Genomic DNA, 6,000 nt, shown 5'->3' with positions numbered 1-6,000 from the left:
CCCCACGAGGTGCAGGCGACCCCGCCAGCTGCGGGGTGGGGTGGGGGTGACGCTCGGACTGTCACCAGGGCAGGCGGCTGGGCCGTCGCTCATGTATTCAGGGGCTCCATAAAGGGTCGAATGAATAATGGCGGCACATTACCACCGGTAACCGGTCGCAGGGCAAGGTGGGGTGTGGCCTCGCCGCCGACATCGGGCATCTGCCCGCCAGGATGTCCAGCCGGGTATACCCCTTTACACGCCCCGTCCGCCCACGAGAGCATCACGTCAGAAACGGTCCCAAACCGAGCTGTTGGACAGAAGTGTCGGAGGGTCTGAGACGTGGTGGGACAGACCGTCGGGTGCGTGTGAGGCCACCCCCGTGGGAGTCGGCCGACGCCCCGCACCCACGAACGTCGGCTCACGTCAGGGCGAGCATGGCGACGCGCCGAGGGGACGGGCGCCGAAGCCTTCTCCCGATAGAACGAGCACGTGGCGAGCCGGTGGTTGAGGGGGCCCGGCACCAGGTCTGCGACGAAGGCCCATGAGGATCTCCAGCCCCGGAAGCCAGGCTCCAGCGCTGGGCAGCTCGGCACTGCTGGGCAGCCGAGCCATCTCCACGAGCTGCGCATCACCGGGATCCCGCTCCCATTCCATGCCTTCCACCGCATTGCCCGTGGCCACCCGCCAGCGGGAGAGGATCTTCTGCGCTCGCTGCAACCGGGCGCTCACTCGGTGTGCGGGACGGGATGGGTCGCCTTCATCGTGGTGGGTCATGCTCCAGTTCGCGGGTCCGAGCGCGGGGCTCTGCTCCTCGTCCGGGAAGGGGAGGAGGGCCACGACGGCTACCCCCAGATCCTCTCGCCGCATCATTCCTGTTCCCCGTCGGCGACGTGGGCGCGGCCGCGCCGCCCGCCGGTGACCTCCAGGGCCTGGACCCGAGGCCCGGACGCGTGGACAGTCGACGAGATGGATGTGTGCGTCGCGGAAGAGATCTGGTGCGGTGGGCCCGGGCGGGGTTCGGGGCAGTGATCGACCTGGTGGTGTCTCAGGTGTGCAAGGAGCGGTGTCGTCGCTGGGGTCAGAAACGAGCGTGTCGTGCCCACCTGTCGGAGGTCGCCCGGGCCATGCGTGCGGACCGGACGGGCACGTTCAGCCCGTCATCCCCACGTCCACGGCCGCCTCGCGCGCGTGCCCCGATGGGAGTGAAGGAACGTGCAGACATGGGAGGGGGAGGACGCTGAGCGGCCGGCACGTCCCACGTGGGCCCGTAGGTGCAGCGCGTGGCGAAGACCCCGCCGTCCCGTCCGTCACAATGACCGACTCCGGTCTGGGCTGGAGGGGCAGGGTCGCTAGGGTGGTCCCGTGAAGACCTTCGACGAGCTGTACGCGGAACTGACGCGCAAGGTGCAGGAGCGCCCCGAGGGCTCCGGCACCGTGGCCCAGATCGACGCCGGCGTCCATGCGATCGGCAAGAAGGTCGTCGAGGAGGCGGCCGAGGTCTGGATGGCCGCCGAGTACGAGTCGGATGAGGCCGCCGCCGAGGAGATCTCTCAGCTGCTCTACCACGTGCAGACCATGATGATCGCCCGCGGCATCAGCCTCGAGGACGTCTACCGCCACCTCTGAGGCCGCCGGCCCCGTTTTCCGCCCGCCCCACCGCACCCCGAGGAGACCGACGCGTGCTGCGCATCGCCGTTCCGAACAAGGGCGCCCTCGCCGGGGCCGCCCGTGAGATCCTGCAGGAGGCCGGCTACCGCCAGCGCCGCGACTCCCGCGAGCTGGTGCTCGTGGACCCCGAGAACCAGGTGGAGTTCTTCTACCTGCGTCCCCGGGACATCGCGGTGTACGTGGGCAAGGGCACCCTCGACGTCGGCCTCACCGGGCGGGACCTGTTCCGCGACGCCCAGGTCGAGGGCACAGCGGAGGAGATCATGGCGCTGGGCTTCGGCCGGTCTGTGTTCCGACTGGCCGCGCCCGTGGGCACGTTCTCCTCCGAGTCCGAGCTGACCGGCAGGCGCATCGCCACCAGCTACGACGGCCTGCTGCACGCCTACCTGGAGCGCACCGGCCTTGACGCCGAGGTGGTCCACCTCGACGGCGCCGTGGAGTCCTCCGTCAAGCTCGGCGTGGCGGACGCGATCGCCGACGTCGTGGAGACCGGCAGCACCCTGCGCGCCGCCGGCATGGAGGTCTTCGGCGAGTCCATCCTCGACTCGGAGGCCGTGCTGATCGGCCGCGCAGGGGAGCGCCCCGAGGGCCTCGACGTGCTGCTGCGCCGCCTCAAGGGCGTGCTCGTGGCCCGCCGCTGGGTGATGATCGACTACGACATCCGTCGTGACCTGCTGGAGGCGGCCACCGCGGTCACCCCCGGACTGGAGTCACCGACGGTCTCCCCGCTGCGGGACGAGACGATGGTCGCCGTGCGCTCCATGGTCCGCAAGCCGGACGCCAACCGCGTCATGGACGAGCTGTACGCCCTGGGCGCCCGCGGCATCCTGATCTCCGCGATCCACGCGATCCGCCTCTGACGGCCCGCGCCGTCCCGCCCGAGCCCCCCGAGACGAAGGAGCCGACGTGAGCCTCGCCGTGCGTGTCATCCCCTGCCTGGACGTGGACGCCGGGCGCGTGGTCAAGGGCGTGAACTTCGAGAACCTGCGGGACGCGGGCGACCCGGTCGAGCTCGCCCGCCGCTACAACGCCGCGGGTGCCGACGAGATCACGTTCCTCGACGTCACCGCCTCCACCTCGGACCGCGCCACGACCAACGACGTCGTGACCCGCACGGCCGAGGAGGTCTTCATCCCGCTGACCGTGGGCGGCGGCGTACGCACCGTCGAGGACGTGGACCGGCTGCTGCGCACGGGGGCGGACAAGGTCTCCGTCAACACCGCCGCCGTGGCCCGGCCCGAGCTGATCACGGAGATCACCCGCCGCTTCGGGTCCCAGGTCCTCGTGCTCTCCCTCGACGCCCGGCGCACGGAGGACCCGGGCTGCGCCTCCGGCTATGAGGTCACCACCCACGGCGGACGCCGCGGCACCGGCATCGACGCCGTCGCCTGGTGCCGGGAGGCCTCCGAGCGCGGCGTGGGGGAGATCCTGCTCAACTCGATCGACGCGGACGGCACGCGCGAGGGCTTCGACCTGGAGATGATCCGGGACGTGCGCGCCGTGACGCGCGTGCCGCTGATCGCCTCCGGCGGCGCCGGCGAGCCCGAGCACTTCCCACCCGCCGTCGCGGCCGGTGCGGACGCGGTGCTCGCCGCCTCCCTGTTCCACTTCGGCCCGGACGACATGCTCGCCCGCGTCAAGGACGCCCTGCGGCAGGCGGGGCACACCGTCCGCTGACCCCGGCGGCCACGCCCCGCTCCGGCTCCCTAGACTGGACCTCCATGAGCATCTCCCCGCCCGACGACCTCGTGGCCTCCGTGACCTTCGACGACCGGGGCCTGGTGCCCGCCATCGCCCAGCAGGAGGGCACCGGCGAGGTGCTCATGATGGCGTGGATGAACGAGGAGTCCCTGCGCGCGACGCTCGAGACCGGCTGGGCCACCTACTGGTCCCGCTCGCGCGGCGAGCTGTGGCGCAAGGGGGAGACCTCGGGCCACCTGCAGCGGGTGCGCGCGGTCCACGCGGACTGCGACGGCGACACCCTGCTGCTCACCGTGGACCAGACCGGCCCCGCCTGCCACACGGGCACCCGCACCTGCTTCACCGGCCGCGAGATCGTCACGCCGGCGGCCGCCGTCGACCCCGAGGAGGCCGCCCGATGACCGCCGCCACCACTCCCTCCCGTGCGGAGTTCCTGCGTCTGGCGGACACCGCCCGCGTGATCCCCGTGGTCCGCACGGTGCTGGCGGACGGCCTCACGCCGCTGGCGATCCATCGGCGCCTGGCCGGCTCCCGCCCCGGCACCTTCCTGATGGAGTCCGCCACCCCGGGCGCGGCGTGGTCCCGGTACAGCTTCATCGGGGCCGGCTCATCCGTCACCCTGACCTCGCGGGACGGCGAGGCGCACTGGCAGGGCACCCCGCCCGAGGGGCTGCCCACGCAGGGCCGCGCCCTGGACGTGCTCGCGGCATGCCTGCGCCTGCTGCGCACGGACGTGCGCGCCGAGGTCGGAGGCGTTCTGCCGCACCTCGTCTCCGGCATGGCCGGCTTCCTGGGCTGGAACACGGTCCGCGCGTGGGAGCGCCTGCCGCACCCGCCCGAGGACCACCTCGGCCTGCCCGACCTCGCGATGAACCTCGTCACCGACCTGGCCGTGCACGATGCCCTGGACGGCACCGTGACGCTGATCGCCAACGCGGTGAACGGCAACGGCCTGGCCACCGGCGCGGACCGCGCCTACGACGACGCGCTCGCCCGACTGGACGCCATGGTCCAGCGCCTGGCCGCCCCGGCAGCGGACCCGGTCAGCGACGTCCCGCGTCGCTGGCTCGAGGCGGACGCGGACGAGGTCGCCGCCCAGGCCGAGGACCGGTGGGGCGCCGAAGGCTTCCGCGAGGCCGTCGCGAAGGCCCAGCGGGCGATCCGCGACGGCGAGGTGTTCCAGGCCGTCGTCTCCCGCCGCCTCTCGGTCACCACGGACGCCGCCGGTCTGGACGTGTACCGCGTCCTGCGCATGGTGAACCCGAGCCCCTACATGTACCTCTTCTCCTTCGAGACCCCGGACGGGGAGCCGTACGAGATCGTGGGCTCCTCGCCCGAGGCGCTCGTCACCGTGCGGGACCGCCGCGTGGTCACCCATCCGATCGCCGGCTCACGGCGGCGCGGGGCCACCGAGGAGGACGACCGCCTCCTCGGCAAGGACCTGGTGGAGGACGAGAAGGAGCGGGCCGAGCACCTCATGCTCGTGGACCTCTCCCGCAACGACCTCTCGCGCGTGTGCCGCCCCGGCACCGTCGAGGTCACCCAGTTCATGGAGCTCGAGGCGTTCAGCCACATCCTCCACCTGGTCTCCCACGTGGAGGGCCGCATGCGCGACGACGTCGACGCGCTCGACGTCCTCCGCGCCGCCTTCCCCGCCGGCACGCTGTCCGGCGCCCCGAAGCCCCGCGCCCTGCAGCTGCTGGACGAGTGGGAGCCGACCGAGCGCGGGCCCTACGGCGGCGTCGTCGGCTACTTCGACCTGGCGGGCAACATGGACATGGCGATCAACATCCGCTCGGCCACGCTGCACCGCGGCCAGGCGCACGTGCAGGCCGGCGCCGGCATCGTCGCCGACTCCGATCCCGACGCCGAGACCGCCGAGACCGTCACCAAGGCGACGGCGCCGCTGCGGTCCGTGCTGACCGCGGGCGAGCTGGGGCAGGCGTGATGCGCCGCCGCACCGTGGTCCTCGCCGCGCTGGCCGCCGGCGGGCTCGTGCTGCTCACGGCGGGCCGCACCTGGGTGACCGCCACGGGCCTGTCCGGCGGGATCGCCTCCGAGGCGACGACGTCGGGCGGCGCCGCCGCGCCCGTCGCCACCGCCATGGCCCTGGTCGTGATGGCCGGTGCCCTCGCCCTGACCACCGCCCGGCGCCTCGGCGCCGTGATCGTCGGCGTGCTCATGGCGCTGGCCGGGGTCGTGATCGCCTCGACCTCGGTCACCGCCGCCCTGGATCCGGCGACGACGGCGGCCGCCGCGGTCGCCGACGCGACCGGGACCACCGCGCTCGCGCAGGACTACGCAGTGACGGCGTGGCCGTGGGTCGCGGCGGCCGGCGGCGTGCTCGCGGCGCTGTGCGGCGTCGTGGCGGCACTGGCGGGCCGTGGCTGGCGTTCGTCCCGGCGCTACGAGAAGGCGCCTGCGGCCTCCGAGCCCGGCCCGGCCGCCGCCGGGGAGCAGCCCGCGCAGTCCGCCCGCGAGGCGGCCCAGCGCCGGCGCGTGGACCAGATGGACGCGTGGGACGAGCTGTCCCGCGGCAACGACCCCACGTGAGCGCCCGTCTCTCGGACCGCCCCGCACCGCCCGGGTCGTCCCGGGTCACGCGGGCCCGGTCCCGTGCCCGCATGGCACAATGAGGGACAGTCGTCA

6 protein-coding genes are annotated in these 6,000 nt (G+C 73.2%); all 6 read left to right on the top strand.

The features are described from left to right. The first annotated feature begins 1,344 nt into the window (after positions 1 to 1,344). From SJ20_RS03615 to SJ20_RS03590, 6 genes are read left to right on the top strand one after another with little or no spacing between them, the layout of a single operon-like run. Entirely contained in the window at positions 1,345 to 1,608 is a 264-nt protein-coding gene (locus SJ20_RS03615) for a phosphoribosyl-ATP diphosphatase (protein WP_010078767.1), read from the top strand. Positions 1,609 to 1,661: 53 nt separating this feature from the next. Next, complete coding sequence (gene hisG / locus SJ20_RS03610; RefSeq protein ID WP_044658971.1) at positions 1,662 to 2,510, top strand: ATP phosphoribosyltransferase; 849 nt, start codon at positions 1,662 to 1,664, stop codon at positions 2,508 to 2,510. 46 nt (positions 2,511 to 2,556) lie between these two features. Beyond that, positions 2,557 to 3,327, top strand: coding sequence for an imidazole glycerol phosphate synthase subunit HisF (gene hisF, locus SJ20_RS03605; protein WP_036338657.1), 771 nt, complete (start codon positions 2,557 to 2,559; stop codon positions 3,325 to 3,327). 44 nt (positions 3,328 to 3,371) lie between these two features. Beyond that, positions 3,372 to 3,752, top strand: a complete 381-nt coding sequence (hisI, locus tag SJ20_RS03600) for a phosphoribosyl-AMP cyclohydrolase (RefSeq protein WP_044658970.1) — start codon at positions 3,372 to 3,374, stop codon at positions 3,750 to 3,752. Further along, positions 3,749 to 5,299 (top strand): chorismate-binding protein, encoded by a 1,551-nt coding sequence (locus SJ20_RS03595; protein WP_044658969.1) that lies wholly within the window; start codon positions 3,749 to 3,751, stop codon positions 5,297 to 5,299. The genes hisI and SJ20_RS03595 overlap by 4 nt, the downstream gene beginning before the upstream one ends. Continuing rightward, the gene (locus tag SJ20_RS03590; protein ID WP_044658968.1) at positions 5,299 to 5,904 is read left to right on the top strand and encodes a Trp biosynthesis-associated membrane protein; all 606 of its coding nucleotides are present in this window, start codon (positions 5,299 to 5,301) and stop codon (positions 5,902 to 5,904) included. The genes SJ20_RS03595 and SJ20_RS03590 overlap by 1 nt, the downstream gene beginning before the upstream one ends. Positions 5,905 to 6,000: the final 96 nt, after the last annotated feature.

Source organism: Micrococcus sp. MS-ASIII-49 (genome assembly GCF_000946635.1).
In the GTDB taxonomy this organism is placed as follows: Bacteria; Actinomycetota; Actinomycetes; order Actinomycetales; family Micrococcaceae; genus Micrococcus; species Micrococcus luteus.
The sequence above is the reverse complement of the archived record's forward strand: the minus strand, read 5'-3'. Positions and strand labels throughout refer to the sequence as shown.